A 19022-nucleotide genomic window follows, 5' to 3' on the forward strand; every position below is an offset into this window, starting at 1 on the left:
CCCCGCGCACGGCAGCACACGGAATGAAGCCAGAGCGGCGTCAGACCGCTCGGGAGGAATCAGGGGTTGGCTGGGGCGGCCGTCTCGTCGACCGGACTGTCGAAGACAAGGCTTTCCACCGCGTCGACGAGGTCGCGAGCCGAGACCGAGCCACCGGGCCGGTACCACTCGACGACCGAAACGGCGGCACCGAGCGCGAGCCGGGAGAACAACGCCGGTTCCATCCGGATCCGCAGACCGCCTTCGGCGATCGCTTGCTCGACCATCAGCGTCATGGCGAGGTCGAACTGCTTGCGGCGCGCCAGCGCACGCTTCTCCACCGGCGTGTTGCCGCGAGCGCGCACCAGCAGCGCGACCTCCGGACGCTGCCTGGTGACGATCTCGACAAGGCGGCGGAGGACATGCCGGATCCGACCCACAGCCGGACCGGCGACCGACTCGTGTTCCTTGAGCACCAGGAACAACGCGTCCAGCGCCCGTCCGACCCCGAGCTCGAACAGTTCCTCCTTCGAGCTCACGTGGTAGTAGAAGCTGGACTTCGTGATACCCGCAGCCTTGGCGAGATCGCCCATCGACGTCGCGTCGTAGCCACGCTCGAGGAAAACACCGACGGCGATGTCAACGATCTCGTCGACGCGAAACGGCTGCCGAACGGAGTTGCTGATCCGGGCCACATCTCCTCCACTCCGACCGCAGCCGCCCCCGGGACCGCGGACGCGGGTCCGACCCCAGGCCCCACCGAACTTTAGCATTCGACCGAGCGGTCGATTTCGCGACGACATGCCGGACGGCGTCACCACCGAGCGGAGCCGGCACGGCCGAACTCGACGGGGGCCGCAGCCCATTCACCCAGTCAGCCTTGTTATGAACCGATCGTTCGGTTAATATTGTGGAGTCGTGCCGGCAGGCCCGGCCCCTAACGGAAGGAGTCGCCGTTGACTGCCCCAACCCCCTCGTCAGGTTCCCGCTACCAGCGACTGATCGAGGACGATCGAGTGCACGGCTCGCTTTACACCGACCCCGCCGTCTTCGCCGACGAGATGGAACGGATCTGGTACCGAACCTGGGTCTACGTCGGCCACGAGAGCGAGATCCCCGAGCCCGGCGACTACGTCGTGAAGAGCATCGGCCCGCAGTCGATCATCATGTCCCGTGACCGGCAGGGTGGCGTGCACCTGCTGCTCAACCGGTGCAGCCACCGTGGCAACCAGCTCTGCGAGGCCAGGCGGGGCAACACCGGTGCGCTGCGGTGCCAGTACCACGGTTGGACCTTCGGGCCCGACGGAGCGCTGCTCGGCTACCCGTTCCGGCAGGGCTACGGGCCGGACACCCCGAAGTCCGGTCTGGGCCTGGGCCGGGTACCGAGGACGGATGCCTACCAGGGTTTCGTCTTCGGCAGCTTCGCCGAGGAGGGACCGACGCTGTTGGAGCACCTCGGCAGTGCCCGTGAGGCGCTCGACCGCGTCGCCCGGCTCTCGCCGCTGGGCCGGGTCGAGCTGACCGCGGGCTGGTTGCGGCACGAGGTGCGGGCCAACTGGAAGATGCTGGTCGAGAACGAGACCGACGGCTACCACCCACAGTTCGTCCACTCCTCGATATTCGAGGTAGGCGAGAGCCATGTGGCCGAGGTGTACAGCGAGAAGTCCGCGGCGACCGCGCGTGATCTCGGCGGCGGTCACACCGAGCACGACCTGCGCCCGCAGTTCCGCCACATCGACGTCCCGCTCGCCTGGTTCGGCACCACCGAGCAGCGGCTGCCGGACTACTGCCGGGCGATGCGCGAACGACACGGCGACACGACCGCGCGCGAGATCCTGGTGGACGGCTCACCCCACATCATGATCTTCCCCAACCTGTTCATCGCGGAGATCCAGCTCTTCGTGATCCAGCCCCTGGCGGTGGACCGCACGGTCCAGCACGTGACGCCGTTGCAGTTCGCGGGCGCCCCTGACCTCAACCGGCGCCTGCTGCACCAGGTCAGCGGCTCGGTCGGACCGGCAGGATTCCTGCTCGCCGACGACTCCGAGATGTACGAGCGCAACCAGCGCGGTGTCGCCGCGCGCCTGCCGGAGTGGCTGGTCCTGCGAAGGGGCCTGAACCGCGAGCACATCGACGCCGACGGCCACCTCGCCGGAGCGGCCACCGACGAGACCACCCAGCGCGCCATCTGGCGCCACATCCGGACCCTGCTCACGGAGGAGTGCCCGGCATGACCGCTCCAGCCAACGCGATCACGCTCGCCGACGCCGAGCAGTTCCTCTACCGCGAAGCCCGTCTCGCGGACGAGGGCCGCTACGACGAGTGGGAGGCGCTCTGGACCGACGACGCGCTGTACTGGGTGCCGGTCGCGGACAGCACGGACACCGACGAGCGCATCTCCATCATCTGCGACCATCGCTCACGGATCGCGCTGCGCGTCGCGCAGCTCAAGACCGGCAAGCGGCACTCGCAGGACCCTCGCAGCGCCGTAGCGCGGCTGATCTCCAACATCGAGATCGTCGGCCACGACACCGACGGCACCCGGACGCAGGCGACGTTCGTCGCCGTCGAGTCCCGCGCCAGAGGGATCACCATCTGGGCTGGCCGGGTCGAGCACACCCTCGTCCAAGACAACGACCGCATCCTGATGTCGCGCAAGCAGGTCCGCCTCGTCAACGCGGACCAGCCGCTGCCCACACTCGCCTTCCTGATCTGAGATGGACGAGACGGTAGAGAACGAGTTCGCCTCGGTGACGGTCACCGTCGACGAGGCCGGCAACGACCGCAGGCTCCGCGTCAGGGACAACCGCACGGGGCGCGTCGCGTGGTTCGATGCCCTGCTTCTCGAGACCTTCGTGTGGACGCCTGAGTCCGAGCTGAGGGCGCTGCTGGACCCGTCGCGGCATCGCTGGACCGCCGACCCCGCCCCAGAAGGAGAACCGCGATGACACGTATCGCCGTGGTCGGGGCCGGCCCGTCCGGCGTGTTCACGGCCGCGGCCCTGCTGGACAGGCCCGATGTGCTCGTCGACGTATACGACCGCAGCCCGACACCGTTCGGGCTCGTGCGCTACGGCGTCGCCCCCGACCACCTCAAGATCAAGTCCGTGACCCGTGTGCTGTCCCGCACGCTGAGCGATCCGAGGGTGCGCTTCCTCGGCAACGTCGAGATCGGCAAGGACGTGCGGCTCGACACACTGCGCGGTCGCTACGCCGCCGTGGTCGTCGCCGTGGGGGCTCCCGGCACCAGGCGGCTGGCCATCCCGGGTGAGGACCTGCCCGGTCACGTCCCGGCCGGTGACCTCGTCGACTGGTACAACGGGCGGCCCGGCGCGCGGTACCGGCCCGCCGAGCGCCGCCGCGTCGCCGTGATCGGAGCCGGGAACGTCGCACTCGACATCGCCCGCATCCTGTTACGTGGTGGCCGCGGTCTGAGCCACACCGACGTGCCCGAGCACGTCCTGCGGGATCTCGACGCCCGGCCGACCCATGAGGTGCACATGTTGGTGCGCCGTGGCCCCGCCGACACCCGGTTCACCCCAGCGGAACTGGCCGAGTTCGAGTCCCTGCCGGATCTCGACCTGCGCGTGGACCCGGCCGTCCTGCCCACCGACGACCCCGGCCCGAGCGTCGCCGATCGCGCGCTGGCGGCCCGGTTGGCGATCTTCCGCCGCTGGAGCTGCGCGCCCCGGGGCGCAGGCCGCAGCCTGACGATTCGTTTCCACAGCCCACCTGCGGCGTTCCGTGGGGCCGGACGAGTCGAGGCCGTCGCTCTTCCCGGTCCCACCCTCCTGCCCGTCGACCTGGCCGTGAGCGCGATCGGCTTCCGCGGACGGCCGCTTCCCGGCCTGCCGTTCGACGATGCGACGGCCACCGTGCCGCACGAGAAGGGGCGGGTCGCGCCCGGGCTGTATGTGACCGGATGGATCAAGCGTGGTCCGACAGGCGTGATCGGCGCCAACAAGGCGTGCGCGCAGGAGACGGCCGAGACGCTGCTCGCCGACGTTCCCCCCGACGACAACGACGACCACGATCCCGCGCCGACCACAGGCCTGCGGGTCGTGACCTGGCCAGGCTGGCTCGGCATTGACCGCGCCGAGACCGCGCTCGGCGCAACCCACGGACGAAACCGCACCACGATCCACGAACTGGACAGGCTCGTGCGGATCGGAACCGCGACAGGAGACCGCTTGCCATGACCTACGTGATCACCGACGCCTGCCTCGACATCACCGACCGCAGCTGCCTGGCGCAGTGCCCGGTCGACTGCATCCAGCCGGGCGACCGAATGCACTACATCGACCCGGACAGCTGCATCGACTGCGGTGCGTGTGAAGCGGTCTGCCCCCAGCAGGCCATCTTCTTCGCCGACGAGATCCCCGACGACCGCGCCGCCTTCGTTCGGATCAACGCCGAGTTCAGCCAGGGCATCCGCTCCTCGAATGGCGGGGACCACCCCGAGGTCTCGGCGCTTCCCCACCGGGCGGTGCCGAGGTGAACCCCGCCGGCGGCCCTCTCGGCGGGCGCACCGTCGTCGAGCTGGCGGGGATCGGGCCCGCTCCGTTCGCGGGGATGATGCTCGGAGACCTTGGCGCCGAGGTCATCCGGATCGAGCGACCGACGGCATCGGGCGAGGCACCACCGCCGCGCGCCGCCGACATCCTCAACCGGGGCAAGAAGTCCGTCGTGCTCGACCTCAAGAAGCCCGCAGGGGTCGACGCGGTGCACGCGATCGTCGAGCGTGCCGACGTCCTGATCGAGGGGTTCCGCCCAGGCGTCGCCGAACGCCTTGGGGTCGGCCCCGGGGACGTGCGGAGCCGCAATCCGCAGCTGGTCTACGGCCGGATGACCGGCTGGGGCCAGGACGGCCCGCTGGCGCATACCGCCGGGCACGACATCGGCTACATCGCGCTGACCGGCGCGCTGGGGGCGATCGGCGCGGCAGGGGGCCCGCCCCAGGTTCCGCTCAACCTTCTCGGCGACTTCGGCGGAGGAGCCACCTACCTCGTGATCGGTGTGCTCGCAGCACTGCTGGAGGCCGACACCACCGGTCGGGGCCAGGTTGTCGACGCGGCCATCGTGGACGGAGTGTCCCACCTGCTCGCCGCCATCCATTCCATGCTCGGCTCCGGACGATGGGCAGACCAGCGCGGCGCGAACCTGCTCGACGGAGCCGCTCCGTTCTACACCGTCTACGAAACCGCCGATGGCGGCCACGTCGCCGTCGGCGCGATCGAGCCGAAGTTCTACGCGGAACTCCTCCGGCTCCTCGACATCGACCGGGCCGAGGCGGCTCCCGGGGATCAGTACGACCGCGATCGGTGGCCGGACCTGCGCTCGGTTCTCGCCCGCGCCTTCTCCCTGCGTACGCGGGACGCGTGGGCCGAGCACTTCGCGGGAACCGATGCGTGTGTCACCCCCGTGCTGAGCCTGAAGGAGGCGATCGAGCACCCGCACCTCGCCCACCGGCGCAGCCTGGTCGAGAGCCACGGGGTACTGCAGCCGGGCACGGCGCCACGCCTCGATGGGCACGCCACCCGCGCGCCGCGGCAGGCACCACGTCCGGGCCAGGACACCGAGAACGTTCTGCGTGACAGCGGACTGGACGCGCGGGGGCTGATCGAGAAGCGGATCGCGATGCGGGCTAACACGGACTGAGCGAATCAGCCCCTGCCGCCCATCAGGCGACCTCGCTCCGCCGGATTCTCGTGCTCACGGCAGGTCGTCCAGCATCACCGTCAGCATCTGGCGCCCGGGCCCTGGCGCCGGAACGCCGGACGCGGTCCGGCTCGGCGGTGTCACGCCTCGCTGTGGCGCCCGCCCCGCGAGGTGCCGGTGCGGTCGCGGACCGACATGACCCGCGGGTGCACCCAGGACCACGCAGCCGCAGCTCGCCGACCCTGCTGCCACGTCGATGCCGTCCGCACCGACGGCCCACGCTCGTGCGTGCAACACACGGGCAACCGACCTGCTCCGAAACCGACGCCCGACATCCCCGTCGAATCACGGACGGCCCCAGACGTCGTCGCCGGGCTCCGACGGAGCCCCGTCCCGCTGGAGGCAGGTATGCCATGGCGGGTGGCCGGAGTTCGGGTGCGCGTGATCATGCAGAATCTGCAGCTGAGGCAGCGCTCGTTCCGAGCGCTCATGCGCTTGGGGGGTGGCGCTGCGTGTCCGCGTCGTGGTCGGTCTGGCTCGTCGGCGGCGTCGTTCTGGTCGCCGCGGGCGTGGGGAGCACGCTGCTGCCGCGGCTGCGTGCTCGCGGCGTGCGCCGCCGTGTCGCGTGGTCCACCGCGCGGGCGGCGATCGACAGCGCCACCGTGAGCCGGGACGCGTGTGCCGCTCGGGTCGCCGAGGCCGAGCAGTTGCTGGCCCGCGCGGAGTCGATTGCCGCCGACCGGGGCGGTGTCCTCGCGGCCGAGGAGGCGGCCAGGTGTGCCGAGCGGGCCGACCGGCTCTGGCGGGCGGCCCGCCGTGGTTGAGCGCGTGGGGCGTCGGACGAAGGAGTGGGTGCGCTGGTCGTTGCTCGGCGCGGCCGTGGTGCTACTGGTCGTTTTCCTGGTGTCCCAGCGCGAGGAGATCGACGTCAGCTACGGGCGGTCGCCGTCGTCGCCGGACGCGGTCGTGGAGGGCGAGGCCGGTGAGTTGAGCGAGGCCACCGTGCCGTCGGTCGAGGCGATGACCGCGATGGTCGACGCCGAGCCGGTCGTCCGGCTGCCGGGATCGATCGCGCGGTGGGACGAGCAGGTCGTGCGCGAGGCGATCGGTGACAGCGACATCCGCATCCTCGTGGCGCCGCCGGGGCTGGACAAAGCCGAGCGTGGCCGGGTCCGCGACGTCGAACGCGCGACGATCACCATCGTCGGCACCAAAGTCAGTGGCGGGGTGTACCAGGCCACTGCCGATGCGATTCCCGAGTGGCGGGCCCAGTTCGCTTCCGGCGATGTCACGGCCTTGCTGGTGACGATGATCCACCACGCCCAGGAGCGGGAGTCGCCGACCGTCGACGACTCCTTCAGCTGGCGGCAACCCAGCGCCGCCGAGCTCGACGCCGTCACCGCCGATCTGCGCGCGAACGGGTTGCACGTCGCGGAGGGAGCGACGCTGGAGGGCGTGCCCGAGGCGGCGACGGCTACGGCCTTCCCGGATGCGGACGCGCTCTACGTCGCGTTGCCGCAGCAGCCGTTCGGCCAACCGGTCCCCCGGTACGGCCCCGCACTGGCGCGGGCTTTCCCCGACCGGCCGATCGTGGTCATGTACGGCTCGTGGATCGAGTACGACGGTCCCGGCGCGGCGGACTTCGCCGAGTTGGTGAGCGCCATGTTCTACTCCCAGTTCGGCACTCGCCTCGCCACCTACGACTACCCTCAGCGCAACGTCCTGAACGCGTGGCTGAACCGCGTCACCGACGTCCGCTACGCCGGCCTGTTCGACCGGCCCCTCCCCTACCTGCCGTTCGACCCGTTGAAGGTGACGATGCCCGCGCTGCCGTGGCTGTTCGCGGTATGCGTGGCGGGTTTCCTCGCCCTCTCGGCGCGGTCGTTGAGGCGGCCCCAGGCGGTGAGCGAATCACGCCACTACTCCCGCCTGGCGGGGCTCACCGCGCTCGCAATCGAGGTGTCGGGGTTGAGCGGTGAGCGCAGTGATCCCCCGCTGACGCGCGGCATCGGCAAGCTGCGGGCGGCCACCGAGGCACTGGAGTCCGACCTGCCGTCGGCGCAGGTGCGCACTTTGCTCGACGACGCCGAGAACGAACTCGACGAAACCGCTCGGCTGCTCGGCCGCAGCGACTACCGGCCGCGCAACTACCTCGAGGGCAGACTCGGATGAGACGACTCGGCCGGTTCTTCAGCACATTGTTCGGGATGGCCGTACTCGGCTGCAGCGTGCTCGCGGGGTGGGCGCTGTGGACGGGCGGAGTGTTCGACGGGGCGGTCGCGAAGGAACTGCGCGGATCCTCGGTGTACATCGCGCCCGGTGTCGAACTCGACGAGGCCGCCGCGGAGCGGATCATCGGCAACCGCAGGCTCACCGTGGCCTTCCTCGAGCCGGGTGCCGATCTGCGCGAGGCCTGTCACAGCACCAGCAATGCCGCGAACGGAACCGTGATGGTGCCGCTCAGCAGGGAAGCCGACGAATACGACCGCTACCCGTGCACCCACACGACCGAGGACATCGGCACTGGCATGGTCATCGAGTCGATGATCGTTCGCGGCATCGACCAGTTCCGCGATGAACCGCTCGAGGCGCTGAAGGTCATGGCGGTGAACTACGACCAGCTCGTCAAGGCGGAAGTGGTTCCCGACGGTGCACGCACGATCAGCCCGTCGCTGCCCCGCTACCTGATAGCCGCCGCGGCGATCGGCGCCGTGGTCGCCGGTGCCGCAGTGCTCTACTTCGGTGCGCGGAAGGCAGGGAAGCTGGAGGCCAGGCGCCGGGAGAGGTTGGACGCCGCCGACGACGCGCGGACTCTCCTCGGCGCCAGCGCCGCCGTGCTGGCCCAGCAGATCATCGACCTCGACAGCAGGTATGCGCGGTTGAGACGCGGCGTGAAGACCGGAATGGCCACCAGCGAGCAACGACAGTTCCTGAACAAGTACCGCAAGCTGGTGGCCGACTACACCGAGCTGCTGCCCGAGATCACGACAGCCGACGAGTCCCGCACGGCGGACCTCGCGGGCAAAATCGAGGCGCTGATCGACCGGAGCCGAGCCCTTGCCCGGCTTGATCGGCGCCTTCAGCAGCGCACGGGGAGGTCCGCCCGCTGAGGCAGCCCAGGCAGGTCACCATTGCGACCTCGCCGGACGGCGAGACCGTCAGGGCCGACGAGCGCATCGCCGAGATCAAGCAGCGCTACGGGCCCGACCACCTGGTCACCCAGTTCATCACCGGCGCGGCACCAGTTCTCTAGTCCGCCGTTGAGCGAACCGAATCGCAGATTAAGGTAGCCAGGAAATCGACTGAAGAGATCTGATTCTGACACTTAAACCATCAGGGAATGACTACGATCTGCAGTGGAATCCCGAAGGTGTTAAGTGCAACTGATGCAGACACTAAAGCCGATCGAGCAAAGGTAAAGAGAGTCCTGGGCTCAAGGGGTTTGTCTGACCGATGTATGGCATATACCAACCCGGCTGGGCGGGCACCTAACCGTCTGGCACGACTCGGGTCACGCTCTCGGATAATCTCTCGAAACTCTTTCCAAGTTTCGGCATCCGTCAGGCTTTCAATGGCGACCAGGCCTTGCGCAAATAGATGACTCAAGACCGAAGAGCCAGTATCACTGCTCACCTTCTTTACATGTATCAACTCATCATTAGGGCCCAGCAAGTCGCAAACTTCGAAACCCTGAGGATGAACTCTTGTCTTAACTAGCTTGCGATCCAAGCAGAGGAATCGTCCATCGAGCTTTGGTACATTCTCGTTGTAATCCTTTTCATAGATCTTTCGTCTTTCGTTGAGTGGCGTAGAATTCCACGCGGGCAAGGTCCACGGCGGTTGCTCCTTGAATGCAGATTTCACGACCCGATCAACATGGCGCAAATATTGGTCTCCAAGACTATACCAATCACCGTCCAGGAGGATATAATGATAGTCGGGGTCAACAATCTCTGCGGCAATCCAATGCAGGGCCGACACTTCTCCGCCAAGACTCGCGCCACTCCCGTCTAAACCTTCAATAGTACTGGACCGCAAGGTTCGCAGATATTCATTCTTCGGGCGCTGGCGAACTCCGATGCGGATTTTTTCTATCGATAGCTCCTCGGTATCTATACGGAAATCTCCAATGTTTCCGGAGTATCTTTGCACCGTTGGGCCATCGTAATACCTTGATGGATACGCGATGCCTACTTCTCCACGGGTGACGTCAGGATCCGCCAAAAGATCGACGGCTTCCGAGTCAAGAAGCTCTCGCATATCATGATTTGGCCCCAATCGGCGAACCCATTGTAATGGCTCGAGCTGAGGATTCACCTCGACCTCGTCGACGATTCGTGTCAGCTCACGAAGGTCGGACACCAGCGAGTCCCCGGTGATACCCAAATGAATGTGCAGACCTTCCCCACATTCCACGCTCAGTCGAAAATTCCGATACTTGCCCCGGCGGCGCACATAGGTTAGATCAATAGGAAGGTTATCGTGAGCTTTACCGCTTAAGCTTCGCACAAGTTCAGCGTGCTCGCGCAGACCGAAAGCCCATAAGCCTTGTCCGCCCGGAACCATATTCCGGTCGACACGAGACTTTGCACTTAAAGCCCATCTTGTGACGTCTTTGATCTCGTCTGGGTCAAGCATTCGTACGCCTACATCAATGCCAAACTGGCGATCGACCTTGCCTTCGCGCATGTATCGCCAGCCTTGGCCGAACGCAAGGGTATAGTAGGCGCCATCAACGTCGATAAAAAGTGCAGCCGAAGCCGCAGTGGTCGTAAAGCCCAGATCGATTCCGGTTAGAGATCTAACGGTCTCCGTCCATTCAACTGGGCCACTACCTGATTCGCCAGATACTAGTAACGCTGGTGAAGATCCAACTTCTATGGTGCGAATCGAGAAGCGGCCCTCTACATTCTCGCGAATCTTTAAGGAAAGCAGCTCATGGAGGTTGTCCGATCGATACATTCGGTACACATTAGTGCGACGCGTACTGAGCGAACTCTGCTCCATCTCTGAAGAACCGGCCGCAGCATTGATCATTCTTTACCGATAACAGAAGGATGCCCTGATAGTCCAGCCCCTGCTTCAACGATCGCCCAATTAGCCGCGTGCCTTGATCGGTCGTAGATCTCCCGCGCTGCTGCAAAAGCTCACTCTCGCCAGGCGGTCGCACGCACACACGAACTAGCTACGGCAGGGTTCAGCCCAAATAGGGCCCCGTCCGCCGCCGCCTGCTCGAACCCCGTGCGACTGCGCCTGACCGCCACCTGGCACAACGACCACGGCCCCGCCGAAATCGAGCGGATTACGGACGGCATGCCCGACGGGGTCATGTACGTGGCGTGCAAGAACCGCCGCGCTTCGGTGTGCCCCGCCTGCGCCGAGACCTACCGCGCCGACACCTACCAACTCGTCAAGGCCGGGCTCGTCGGCGGCAAGGGCGTCCCCGACACCGTGACCGAGCATCCCTGCTTCTTCGTCACCCTCACCGCACCCGCCTTCGGCCCCGTCCACACCCGGGTGGTGGGCTCCAATGGCCGTGTGCGCCCCTGCAGGACCCGCAGGCTCGGCACCGTCTGCGAACACGGGCGGCAGGTCATGTGCCTCCAGCGGCACGCTGAGGACGATCCGCGGCTGGGTGAGGCGATCTGCCGGGACTGCTACGACTACCAACACCAAGCGGTGTGGAATTTCCACGCCGGGGAACTGTGGCGGCGCACCACCATCACCCTCAACCGCAAACTCCGCCAAGCGGCCACAGAACGCGGCGTCAAGGTACGGCTGTCCTACGCCAAGGTCGCCGAGTACCAACGACGCGGGGTGGTGCATTTCCACGCGCTGGTGCGCTTGGACGGCTACGACCCCGACGACCGCGATAGAATCATCCCGCCGGACCCATCGATCACACCGGAGTTGCTGCGCAGCTACCTCGAACACGCTGCGACCGTCACCCGGTTCACCACCGCCCCACACCCCAAGAACCGGCTCGGCTGGGTCATCCGCTGGGGCCAACAAGTCGACATCCGCCCTGTCCGGCTCACACCCACCGACTGCGACGACCGCGGAACACTCACCACCACCGCCGTGGCCGCGTATCTGGCCAAGTACGCCACCAAGGCCACCGAGCAGGCCGGGCACGTCTCCCGCCGCCTCACCGCCGCGTCAGCCGCCTTCTACGGCGAACAGGACACCCACCAGGCCCGCCAGCTCACCGCCTGCTGGCAGCTCGGCCAGCGGCCCTTCTACCGCGACACCAACGCCGAACGCGACGACTGGGCCGAGAGCTGGGGCAAGCTCCAGAAATGGGCCCACATGCTGGGCTTCGGCGGCCACTTCTCCACCAAAAGCCGCCGCTACTCCACCACCCTCACCGCGCTCCGAGCCGTGCGAAAGGCATACCAACGCGGCGAACCACCCGAGCATCCCGGCCACACGCCGGCCGATCTCGACCTGACTGGCGACGACGCCACGGTCACCTTGAACTGGCTGTTCGACGGCGTGGGCTGGCTGACCATCGGCGACGCAGCACTTGCCAACACCGCCGCCGCGAAAGCTCGCGAGCGACGACAAGTAGCGAAGGAGGAGGTCGAAGAAGCCATTGCCAAGTAAGGAAGGAGAAGACCAGTGAGTCGACTATGGACGGTCGAAGACGTCGCCGAGTACCTCGGCGTGCCGGTCAAGACCCTGTACGACTGGCGCACCAAAGGCTACGGCCCCGAGGGCAAACGAGTCGGCAAGTACGTGCGATACAAGCCAGACGACGTGATCGCCTGGTTTGAATCCCTGGACGATCACGCAGCTTGACAGGAGCGGAGATGGCACGACCACCGACGCCGGTCGGCACCTACGGGGTGATCCAGACGAAGCGGATCGCCACGAAGACGTGGGAGGCCACGGCCCGGTTCCGTATGGCTGATGGCCGGTTGAAGCGGGTCGGCCGAACGGGCCCGAGCAAGGCAGCCGCCGAGTCACGGTTGAAGAAGGCCATGGCCGAGCTGTCCGCCGAGGTACGCAGGGACGAGCTGTCCGGCGACACGCGTATGGCGAAAGTGGCCGACCTGTGGGTCAAGGAGTTGTTGCGGGAAGAGGCATTAGGCGATCGCTCGCCCAACACGGTGCGCCTGTACCGGGGGCAGCTCCGCAACTGGGTACTCCCCCACCTCCGCGAACTGCAAGCACGTGAGGTCACCGTATCGACCTGCGACCGGCTGGTGAAGAAGGTCCACGACGCGACCAGCTATGACAACGCCAAGAGTGTCCGGGCCGTGCTCACCGGGTTGTGCAGCTATGCGGTACGACATGGGGCGATGACAGTCAACCCGGCGCGTTCCATCGGTCGGCTGGCTCGGGGAGAGCAGAAGGAGGTCGCGGCGCTCGACCTGACACAGCTGTCGGACCTGCTTGCCAGGCTGGAGACGCTGGCGGAGAGGAAGCAGACCGACAGCAAGGGGCGAAGGCTCGGCGTTCGGGCTCACGTGTGGCTCGATCTGCCGGACATCGTGCGCACCATGCTCGCAACCGGCGTGCGGCTCGGTGAGCTGCTGGCGCTGGCTGGCGATGACGTGGACCCCGCTCAGCGGCTCGTGCACGTGGATCACCACATCGTGCGAGTGAAGGGTGTCGGTCTCGTGCGGGTCGCCAAGCGCAAGGGCAAGCGGGCAGGCCTGACGTTGCAGGTTCCGGAGTGGTCGGTACCGATGCTGCGGCGGCGCAAGCTCGCCTCGGGCGGCGGCCCACTGTTCCCCTCGGCGAACGGCGAGTGGCTGGACCCGAGCAATGTGATTCACCGCATTCAGGAAGCGTTCGCGGCCGTGGGGTACGGCTGGGTCAGCTCCCACGTGTTCCGCAAGACGGTGGCGACCGTGCTCGATGAGGCGGACCTGCCACTGAGCGCGATCGCGGACCAGCTCGGCAACACGCAGGACGTGGCGGACAAGCACTACCGTCGTCGGCGCGTCGCCAACAAGGCGTCGGCGGATGCGTTGGAAGGCATGTTCACACAGGAAGCCGGAGCCTGAAAATGGCGGGTTTCTGGCGTGTTGGCCGTTCCTGGCCCTCACAGCAAAGAACCCCAGGCCGCTGACCTGGGGTGAAGCTCCCCCGGTTGGACTCGAACCAACAACCCTTCGGTTAACAGCCGAATGCTCTGCCAATTGAGCTACAGGGGATCGCTGTCGTCGGCTGGATCGCTCCGGCCAACGGGTTAACACTTTAGCCCATGCTCGATCACCGCCTCGCACCACCCCCACACCACACGCCACGAGCGTTCCGCGCCTGGCTGCGGGACAATGAACCACCAGGTCGACAGCGACGAGGAGGCATCGAGAGATGAAGACGTTCCTGCTTGGCGCAGCCGTGGGGTACGTCCTGGGCGCCCGTGCCGGGCGTGCGCGATACGAACAGATCGTGCGGACCTACCGCAAGATCGCCGACCATCCCGCCGTGCAGGGCGCCGCGGGCGTCGCCAGGGCCAAGGTCGGCGAGAAGGTCGGTGACAAGCTGCCCTTCGGCCACCGGTCACACACCCCGCAGGGCGCGAACGGGCAGTACGCGACGGAGCCCAACGCCAGCCAGGCCTGACCCCGTGGAGCGCCGGACCGGCCGGCGCTCCGCCTAGGGCACCCGCGCGACGGCGAACACCCGGCGGAACGGGAACCACGTCGTCCCGTCCACACGCGGCGGGTAGGCCTCCTCCAGCAGCGGCGCCAGCTGCGCACGGAAGGTCTCCCAGTCCGCGTCCGGCAGCGCTGCCCTCACCGGCCGCAGCGCGGTCCCGCTGATCCACTCCAGCACCGCGTTCTCGCCGGTCAACGGCTGGTTGTAGGTCGTTTCCCACGCGTCGACCGCGCAGCCCAGATCGGCGAACAGATCCGCGTACTGCTGCGGGGTGTCCACGGCGTCGTCCTCGCGCAGCACCACGCCCTCCAGCCGCTCCGCCCACTCCGGGCTCGCCGCGAGCCGCCTGGTGAGCGTGTGCGACGGGGCGCTCATGTTGCCGGGCACCTGCATCGCCAGCCACGCGCCCGGCGGCAGCTCCCCGACCCACCGCCGCAGGAGCTGCCGGTGCTCGGGAACCCACTGCAGCACGGCGTTGGTCACGACGACGTCCGTGTCGGGCCTCGGCGTCCACTCGGTCACGTCACCCTCGCGGGCGGCCACGCCGGCCTCACGGGCCGCGGCGACCATCTCCGGAGAGCTGTCGATCGCCTCCACCACCGCGTCCGGCCAGCGCCGCGCGAGCGTCACCGTCAGGTTGCCCGGGCCGCAGCCGAGGTCGACGACCCTGCGCGGGGCCTCCGCTTCCACGCGGGCCACCAGCTCGAAGAACGGCCGCGCGCGGAGGTCGCCGTAGTCGAGGTACTTCGCCGGATCCCACATATCGCCTCCCAGTACGAGCGTACTGTTAAGGCGCTCCGCCCGCGAGCTTCGCGGCGGCCTCCTCCGCGATGCTCGCCAGCACGTCGGTGTCCGCACCCGGATCGGGCCGCACCTGGAGCACGGAAGTGTCGGATCCGGGCACCTTGCGCACCACGAACCACGCACCGCCACCGTCCAGCTCCTTGCGGTAGCGCTGGCGGATGGAGCCTTCGACGCGCCGACGCACGAGCTGCGGGATCTTGCCCGGCTTCGGCAGGACGTGCCGCACCGGTTCGCGGTCGGCCAGCAGCACGGCCCGGCCCGCGGTCCGCGCCTCGTCGGCCTCCGTCACCGTCAGCGCGTCGCCCTTCCAGACGGCCTTGCTGATCAGGTGCCAGCCAACCCGCCGCACGCCGGTGCCCTCGGGCAGCCACAGCCCAAGCGCCGTCACGGCGACGTGCCCGCCGGCGCCGGTGGGCGCGACCGCGAGCACGTGCTCGTCCTCGGCGAGCGACACTCGCAACGGCTCCGGCAGCGGCTCGCCGAAGAGGCGGCTGAGCAGGCCCATCAGTCCAGCCCGCCCACGGCCTGCTCACGCAGCGCCTTCCGGTACTGCTCGAGCGCCACGAGGTCACCGAACAGCGCGCGGTAGTCGTCCGCGGCGTCCACCGGCGACAGACGCTGCAGCTTGGACTTCAGCTCCCCGATCTGCCTGCCCACGAGGTTCTCCTGCACGGCGGCCAGCATGACCGACACGTACCGGACGTCGGCTTCTCCCCGCGCCTGCATCGGCTCCACCGCGAGCTCGGAGAGCAGCGAGCTCACCGTCCCTTGTGGAGCGTGCTGAGAGGCGGCGTCGATCAGCGCGGGACCGGTCAGCCCCGAAGCGGTGCCGCCCGCCGCCAGCACGGCGCGGTGCACGGCCACGTACGCCGGGTGGGTGAAGGCGTCCTCCGGCAGCGTGTCGTAGGCGGGCCCGGCCAGCGCGGGCTCCTGCAGCGCCGCCTTGAGCACCTCGCGCTGAGCGCGCAGCCCGGGGTCGCGGGGATCGGGCCGCTCGATGTCGTTGCCACCGGCCTCCGGCGCGGACCCGTTGCGGGCCGCCGGCCTGCGGCCGTTGAGCTTCACCGGCACGCCGGTGCTCTCGCGCACACGGCGCACGACCATGGCCTCGTCCTGCCAGCCGACCCACCACGCGAGCTTCGTGGCGTAGCCGTCCCGCTTGGCGCGGTCCTTGATCTGGGCCACGAGTGGAACGGTCCGCTGCAGGGCCGACACCTGGCCGTCCACGGAGTCGAGGTCGTATTCGGCGAGCAGGCTGCGGATCGCGAACTCGAACAGCGGGATCCGGCGCGCCACCAGGTCGCGCACGGCCGCGTCGCCCTTGGCCAGCCGCAGCTCACACGGGTCCATACCATCGGGGGCCACCGCGATGTAGGTCTGCCCGGCGAAGGTCTGGTCGCCCTCGAACGCCTTGAGCGCCGCCTTCTGCCCCGCCTCGTCGCCGTCGAAGGTGAAGATCACCTCGCCACGGAAGGCGTCGTCGTCCATCATCAGCTGCCGCAGCACCCGCATGTGGTCCTCGCCGAACGCGGTACCCGACGACGCCACGGCGGTGGGCACCCCGGCCTCGTGCATGGCCATCACGTCGGTGTAGCCCTCGACCACCACGACCTGGTGCCGCCTGGCGATCTCCCGCTTGGCGAGGTCGAGGCCGAACAGCACCTGCGACTTCTTGTAGATCGGGCTCTCGCTGGTGTTGAGGTACTTGGCCTGGATCGGGTCGTCGTCGAAGATGCGCCGCGCGCCGAAGCCGACGATGTCGCCGCCGCGATCCTTGATCGGCCACACGAGCCTGCGATGGAACCGGTCCATCGGGCCCTGCCTGCCCTCCTTCGAGATCTGCGCCTTGTAGAGCTCGGCCAGCTCGAAGCCGTTGTTCAGCAGGTGCTTGGTCAGGCGGTCCCAGCCGCCCGGCGCGAAGCCGCAGCCGAACTTCGCCGCGGCGGCCTGGTCGAACCCGCGCTCGGTGAGGAACTCCCTCGCCGCCTGGGCCTCGGGCGTGGCCAGTTGCTCGGCGTAGTACGCCTGCGCGGCCTTGTGCGCCTCGACCATGCGGAGGCGGGTGCCGCGGTCGCGCTTGACGCTGCCCCCGCCGCCCTCGTACGTCAGCCGCAGACCGATTCGGTCGGCGAGCCGCTCGACCGACTCGACGAAGCCGAGGTGCTCGATCTGCATGATGAACTTGATGACGTCGCCGCCCTCACCACAGCCGAAGCAGTGGAACGTGCCGTGTGTGGGGCGCACGTTGAACGACGGCGTCTTCTCCTCGTGGAAGGGGCAGAGGCCCTTCAGCGCGCCGCCGCCCGCGCGGCGCAGCGCGACGTACTCGCCGACGACGTCGTCGATCCGACTGCGCTCGCGCACCTGCGCGATGTCGCTCTCCCGGATCCTTCCCGCCACGGGACCCACTCTAGTGTCCTCCGCGACACGGAGGTCTTCGGCCATACTCGGCCTATGACCGTCACCGGGAACGCACTCGCCGAGAAGTTCTCCGCGCACCGCTCCCACCTGATCGCGGTGGCCTACCGGCTCACCGGCTCGCTCGCCGACTCCGAGGACGCCGTGCAGGAGGCGTGGCTGCGGCTCAGCGCGCTACCGCGGGAGAAACAGGACGAGATCCACGAGTTGCGGGCGTGGCTCACGACGGTCGTGGGGCGCATCTGCCTCGACCGGCTGCGCTCGGCCACCGCGCGCAGGGAGCAGTACGTCGGCGAGTGGCTGCCCGAGCCGATCGTCACCCCGCTGGGCGCCCCGGCCAGCGAGGATCCGCTGGAGACCGTCGTGCGCGACGACGGCGTGCGCATGGCCGCGATGGTGGTGCTGGACAAGCTCAGGCCCGAGCAGCGCGTCGCGTTCGTGCTCCACGACGCCTTCTCGGTGCCGTTCTCCGAGATCGCGGACATCCTCGGCGTCTCGCCCGACACCGCTCGTCAGTACGCCTCGCGCGGACGGCGGGCGCTGGCCGACGCCGACCCGCCGTCCCGCGAGAGCCTGGACGAGCAGCGCGAGATCCTGGAGCGCTTCCTGACGGCCGTCATGAGCGGCGACGTGCACGCCGTGGCCGAGGTGCTGCACCCCGACGTGGTGCTCATCGGCGACTCCAACGGCAAGGCCAGAACCACCCGCCGGATCATGGTCGGCGCCGAGAAGATCATGCGCTTCCTCCAGGGCCTCCTGCAGGTCTACAAGCCCGGCGCGTTCAACAGCGCGCGGCCGGTGCTGGTCAACGGCGACCTCGGCGTGTACGTCCCGCCCGCGCCCGGCGAGGGCTACCGCGACCTCGACGCGCACGTGCAGACGTTCTCGGTCCGCGACGGCAAGGTCGTCACGATCTACGACCAGGCCAACCCTGACAAGCTGGAGCGGGCGGGACGCGTCGCCGGTCAGGAGGGCTGATCGGCGGGCACCGGGACCCGGCAGGCGTCGCCCGAGGTGAAGCCCTGGTCGGTGATGTCCAGGGCGCTGTTGATCCTGGCCCGCATGTTCTCGAGGCCGATCTGGTAGGTGAGCTCGACGACGCCCTTGTGGCCGAACTCCCGCTCCAGCTCCGCCACCTGCTCGTCGGTGACGCTCACCGGGCTGTCGGTCATCGCGTCGGCGTAGGCGAGCGCGAGCCGCTCCTGGTGGGTGAACTTGGGTGACGTCGCGTAGTCGTCGATCTCCTTGAGGCGGTCGATGTCGAGACCCTTGTGCTTCTGCAGCATCGTGCCGAAGTCGACGCACCACGAGCAGCCGAGCCGCACGGCCGTGCGGTAGACGGCCAGCTCACGCACGGTGACCGGCAGCGAGCGCGACGCCTTCTCCGCCATCAGCTCGTGCACCGCGTACGTCCACAGCAGCGGACGGTGGTGGGCGCTGACGGTGATCGGCTCGGGCACGGCGCCGAAACGTTTGCGGGCGAAGCGGTAGCTCAACCGGACGAGCAGGCCGGCGTCCTTGGTAGGCACTCCGGAAATGCGGGGCATCGGT

The 19022-nt window shown here is 68.1% G+C and carries 20 protein-coding genes and 1 tRNA gene; 14 read left to right on the forward strand and 7 right to left on the reverse strand.

All coding sequences use genetic code 11. The features are described 5' to 3' along the window. Nucleotides 1-59: 59 nt before the first annotated feature. Complete coding sequence (locus DI005_RS09315; protein WP_112268000.1) at nt 60-674, reverse strand: TetR/AcrR family transcriptional regulator; 615 nt, start codon at nt 672-674, stop codon at nt 60-62. A gap of 261 nt (nt 675-935) precedes the next feature. Here DI005_RS09315 and DI005_RS09320 point away from each other — a divergent pair, with 261 nt between their 5' ends. The 9 genes from DI005_RS09320 (at nt 936) to DI005_RS09360 (ending at nt 8746) form a co-directional block, all read left to right on the forward strand. Next, entirely contained in the window at nt 936-2213 is a 1278-nt protein-coding gene (locus tag DI005_RS09320) for a Rieske 2Fe-2S domain-containing protein (RefSeq protein ID WP_112268002.1), read from the forward strand. Beyond that, entirely contained in the window at nt 2210-2695 is a 486-nt protein-coding gene (locus tag DI005_RS09325) for an aromatic-ring-hydroxylating dioxygenase subunit beta (RefSeq protein WP_112268004.1), read from the forward strand. Before DI005_RS09320 ends, DI005_RS09325 begins: the two co-directional genes overlap by 4 nt. A 1-nt stretch (nt 2696) precedes the next feature. After that, the gene (locus tag DI005_RS09330) at nt 2697-2927 is read left to right on the forward strand and encodes a hypothetical protein (protein WP_112268006.1); all 231 of its coding nucleotides are present in this window, start codon (nt 2697-2699) and stop codon (nt 2925-2927) included. Next, nucleotides 2924-4177 carry an FAD-dependent oxidoreductase gene (locus DI005_RS09335; protein WP_113641872.1) on the forward strand — a complete coding sequence of 418 codons (1254 nt, stop codon included), beginning with the start codon at nt 2924-2926 and terminating at the stop codon, nt 4175-4177. The genes DI005_RS09330 and DI005_RS09335 overlap by 4 nt, the downstream gene beginning before the upstream one ends. Continuing rightward, nucleotides 4174-4476, forward strand: a complete 303-nt coding sequence (locus DI005_RS09340) for a ferredoxin family protein (protein ID WP_112268009.1) — start codon at nt 4174-4176, stop codon at nt 4474-4476. Before DI005_RS09335 ends, DI005_RS09340 begins: the two co-directional genes overlap by 4 nt. Next, a complete protein-coding gene (locus DI005_RS09345) occupies nt 4473-5636 on the forward strand; it encodes a CaiB/BaiF CoA-transferase family protein (RefSeq protein WP_113641873.1) in 1164 nt (387 codons plus the stop codon). Before DI005_RS09340 ends, DI005_RS09345 begins: the two co-directional genes overlap by 4 nt. A gap of 512 nt (nt 5637-6148) precedes the next feature. After that, entirely contained in the window at nt 6149-6460 is a 312-nt protein-coding gene (locus DI005_RS09350; protein WP_112268011.1) for a DUF6403 family protein, read from the forward strand. A 4-nt stretch (nt 6461-6464) separates the two neighbouring features. Then, a complete protein-coding gene (locus DI005_RS09355; protein WP_113641888.1) occupies nt 6465-7808 on the forward strand; it encodes a hypothetical protein in 1344 nt (447 codons plus the stop codon). Beyond that, nucleotides 7805-8746: a hypothetical protein gene (locus DI005_RS09360; RefSeq protein ID WP_113641874.1), complete on the forward strand. Its 942-nt coding sequence runs from the start codon at nt 7805-7807 to the stop codon at nt 8744-8746. Before DI005_RS09355 ends, DI005_RS09360 begins: the two co-directional genes overlap by 4 nt. Nucleotides 8747-8969: 223 nt before the next feature. On the opposite strand, the gene DI005_RS09370 is transcribed toward DI005_RS09360, so the two are convergent. Further along, entirely contained in the window at nt 8970-10598 is a 1629-nt protein-coding gene (locus tag DI005_RS09370) for a DUF6119 family protein (RefSeq protein ID WP_158559798.1), read from the reverse strand. A 162-nt stretch (nt 10599-10760) separates the two neighbouring features. Between DI005_RS09370 and DI005_RS09375 the strand changes: the two genes are divergently transcribed. The 3 genes from DI005_RS09375 (at nt 10761) to DI005_RS09385 (ending at nt 13651) form a co-directional block, all read left to right on the forward strand. Beyond that, nucleotides 10761-12242, forward strand: a complete 1482-nt coding sequence (locus DI005_RS09375) for a replication initiator (protein WP_113641876.1) — start codon at nt 10761-10763, stop codon at nt 12240-12242. A 15-nt stretch (nt 12243-12257) separates the two neighbouring features. Beyond that, nucleotides 12258-12437, forward strand: a complete 180-nt coding sequence (locus DI005_RS09380) for an AlpA family transcriptional regulator (protein WP_113641877.1) — start codon at nt 12258-12260, stop codon at nt 12435-12437. 182 nt (nt 12438-12619) lie between these two features. Continuing rightward, the gene (locus DI005_RS09385; RefSeq protein WP_158559799.1) at nt 12620-13651 is read left to right on the forward strand and encodes a tyrosine-type recombinase/integrase; all 1032 of its coding nucleotides are present in this window, start codon (nt 12620-12622) and stop codon (nt 13649-13651) included. A 77-nt stretch (nt 13652-13728) separates the two neighbouring features. Here DI005_RS09385 and DI005_RS09390 read toward each other — a convergent pair. Then, nucleotides 13729-13801 (reverse strand) — tRNA-Asn (locus DI005_RS09390). A 160-nt stretch (nt 13802-13961) separates the two neighbouring features. Here DI005_RS09390 and DI005_RS09395 point away from each other — a divergent pair. Then, the gene (locus DI005_RS09395) at nt 13962-14213 is read left to right on the forward strand and encodes a hypothetical protein (RefSeq protein WP_112268150.1); all 252 of its coding nucleotides are present in this window, start codon (nt 13962-13964) and stop codon (nt 14211-14213) included. A 33-nt stretch (nt 14214-14246) separates the two neighbouring features. Here the strand turns inward: DI005_RS09395 and DI005_RS09400 are convergent, their stop codons facing one another. Genes DI005_RS09400 through dnaG form a run of 3 tightly spaced genes read right to left on the reverse strand, consistent with a single transcriptional unit; the run spans nt 14247 to nt 17498 of the window. Further along, nucleotides 14247-15011, reverse strand: a complete 765-nt coding sequence (locus tag DI005_RS09400; RefSeq protein ID WP_113641879.1) for a trans-aconitate 2-methyltransferase — start codon at nt 15009-15011, stop codon at nt 14247-14249. 25 nt (nt 15012-15036) lie between these two features. After that, on the reverse strand, nt 15037-15558 hold the full coding sequence (locus DI005_RS09405; RefSeq protein WP_113641880.1) for a hypothetical protein: 522 nt from the start codon (nt 15556-15558) through the stop codon (nt 15037-15039). After that, nucleotides 15558-17498 (reverse strand): DNA primase, encoded by a 1941-nt coding sequence (gene dnaG / locus DI005_RS09410; protein ID WP_112268155.1) that lies wholly within the window; start codon nt 17496-17498, stop codon nt 15558-15560. The genes DI005_RS09405 and dnaG overlap by 1 nt, the downstream gene beginning before the upstream one ends. A gap of 9 nt (nt 17499-17507) precedes the next feature. Here dnaG and DI005_RS09415 point away from each other — a divergent pair, with 9 nt between their 5' ends. Then, on the forward strand, nt 17508-18449 hold the full coding sequence (locus DI005_RS09415; RefSeq protein WP_112268156.1) for a sigma-70 family RNA polymerase sigma factor: 942 nt from the start codon (nt 17508-17510) through the stop codon (nt 18447-18449). On the opposite strand, the gene DI005_RS09420 is transcribed toward DI005_RS09415, so the two are convergent. Continuing rightward, on the reverse strand, nt 18437-19018 hold the full coding sequence (locus tag DI005_RS09420) for a carboxymuconolactone decarboxylase family protein (RefSeq protein ID WP_112268157.1): 582 nt from the start codon (nt 19016-19018) through the stop codon (nt 18437-18439). The genes DI005_RS09415 and DI005_RS09420 overlap by 13 nt on opposite strands. Nucleotides 19019-19022: the final 4 nt, after the last annotated feature.

This window comes from Prauserella sp. PE36 (genome assembly GCF_003311655.1).
GTDB lineage: Bacteria > Actinomycetota > Actinomycetes > Mycobacteriales > Pseudonocardiaceae > Prauserella_A > Prauserella_A endophytica.

Bases quoted from the DNA above. Each gene is read 5' to 3' on its own strand.
- DI005_RS09325 (WP_112268004.1), top strand. From the start codon at position 2,210: ATGACCGCTCCAGCCAACGCGATCACGCTCGCCGACGCCGAGCAGTTC.
- DI005_RS09330 (WP_112268006.1), top strand. From the start codon at position 2,697: ATGGACGAGACGGTAGAGAACGAGTTCGCCTCGGTGACGGTCACCGTC.
- DI005_RS09335 (WP_113641872.1), top strand. From the start codon at position 2,924: ATGACACGTATCGCCGTGGTCGGGGCCGGCCCGTCCGGCGTGTTCACG.
- DI005_RS09340 (WP_112268009.1), top strand. From the start codon at position 4,174: ATGACCTACGTGATCACCGACGCCTGCCTCGACATCACCGACCGCAGC.
- DI005_RS09360 (WP_113641874.1), top strand. From the start codon at position 7,805: ATGAGACGACTCGGCCGGTTCTTCAGCACATTGTTCGGGATGGCCGTA.
- DI005_RS09370 (WP_158559798.1), bottom strand. From the start codon at position 10,598: ATGTATCGATCGGACAACCTCCATGAGCTGCTTTCCTTAAAGATTCGC.
- DI005_RS09385 (WP_158559799.1), top strand. From the start codon at position 12,620: ATGGCCGAGCTGTCCGCCGAGGTACGCAGGGACGAGCTGTCCGGCGAC.
- DI005_RS09395 (WP_112268150.1), top strand. From the start codon at position 13,962: ATGAAGACGTTCCTGCTTGGCGCAGCCGTGGGGTACGTCCTGGGCGCC.
- DI005_RS09400 (WP_113641879.1), bottom strand. From the start codon at position 15,011: ATGTGGGATCCGGCGAAGTACCTCGACTACGGCGACCTCCGCGCGCGG.
- DI005_RS09405 (WP_113641880.1), bottom strand. From the start codon at position 15,558: ATGGGCCTGCTCAGCCGCCTCTTCGGCGAGCCGCTGCCGGAGCCGTTG.
- dnaG (WP_112268155.1), bottom strand. From the start codon at position 17,498: ATGGCCGAAGACCTCCGTGTCGCGGAGGACACTAGAGTGGGTCCCGTG.
- DI005_RS09415 (WP_112268156.1), top strand. From the start codon at position 17,508: ATGACCGTCACCGGGAACGCACTCGCCGAGAAGTTCTCCGCGCACCGC.
- DI005_RS09420 (WP_112268157.1), bottom strand. From the start codon at position 19,018: ATGCCCCGCATTTCCGGAGTGCCTACCAAGGACGCCGGCCTGCTCGTC.